This window comes from Methylobacterium sp. E-065 (genome assembly GCF_022829605.1).
GTDB lineage: Bacteria > Pseudomonadota > Alphaproteobacteria > Rhizobiales > Beijerinckiaceae > Methylobacterium.
Genome location: NZ_JAKSYD010000030.1, coordinates 1 through 923 on the forward strand (window position 1 = coordinate 1; position 923 = coordinate 923).

At 72.9% G+C, this 923-nt stretch carries 2 protein-coding genes; one reads left to right on the forward strand and one right to left on the reverse strand.

Translation table 11 applies throughout. The features are described 5' to 3' along the window. Window positions 1-207, reverse strand: a 207-nt coding sequence (locus tag MKK84_RS02435; RefSeq protein WP_243916446.1) for a hypothetical protein, incomplete at its 3' end; no start/stop codon positions are given. 41 nt (window positions 208-248) lie between these two features. On the opposite strand from MKK84_RS02435, the gene MKK84_RS02440 reads away from it, so the two are divergent. Continuing rightward, window positions 249-824, forward strand: coding sequence for a hypothetical protein (locus tag MKK84_RS02440; protein WP_243916447.1), 576 nt, complete (start codon window positions 249-251; stop codon window positions 822-824). The last annotated feature ends 99 nt before the right edge of the window (window positions 825-923 follow it).

The following is a 923-nucleotide window of genomic DNA, read 5'->3' on the forward strand; positions in this document are numbered from 1 at the left end:
CCCGGGCCGGGTGAGGCCGGACCGTTCGAACCCGCCATCCAGCGCCGGGTGGCAGAAGCCCAGCAGGGCAAAGCGCAGCGGCAGGTTGCGCGTCTGCGCATCGGTCGCCAGGGCCTGCAGCACCAGCCCGCCCGTGGTGGGGCTGATGGCCCCGAGAACGGAGACGCGCCGGACGCGCCCGGGCCGGTGCCGCGCGGTCGTGCGCACCGCCCGCGCCGTCCTCCGACACGGCGGGGCGGATCGGGCGCGTGTACCGGGATCTGGCGATCACGGTGCGGCCGCACGCGGAGCCGGAGCGGGCGGTGCGCACGACCGCGCGGCACCGGCCGGGGCGCGTCCGGCGCGTCGCCGTGCTCGGGGCGATCAGCGCCACCAAGGGCGGGCTGGTGCTGCAGGCCCTGGCGACCGATGCGCAGACGCGCAACCTGCCGCTGCGCTTTGCCCTGGTGGGCTTCTGCGACCCGGCGCTGGAAGGCGGGTTCGAACGCGCCGGCGTCACACGGACCGGACGCTACGCGAGCGACAACGAGGCGCTGGATCTCGTCTGGCGCGTCGCGGCGGATCTGATCCTGCTCCCGGCGATCTGGCCGGAGACCTATTCCTACGCGCTGACGCTGGCGTTGCGCACCGGTCTGCCGGTGGCGGCCTTCGACCTCGGCGCCCCGGCCGACCGGCTGCGCGCCGATCCGGACGGCGATCTCGTGCCCTATGCCCTGGCCGACCACTCGTCCATCTGCAACGATCGCCTGCTGGCCATCTCGCTCCCGGGCGGGGTCCGCACCACACTCGAGGCCGCCACACACGCCGACCTGGTGCCGGGGTAATACGCTCCCGTGGCCTGAACGGTGCATCAACCTCGGCTCACTCATCCAACCTACTTTGGCCGATTTTATGGTTGTGTCGGTCCCGGTAAAGCAGAGGTC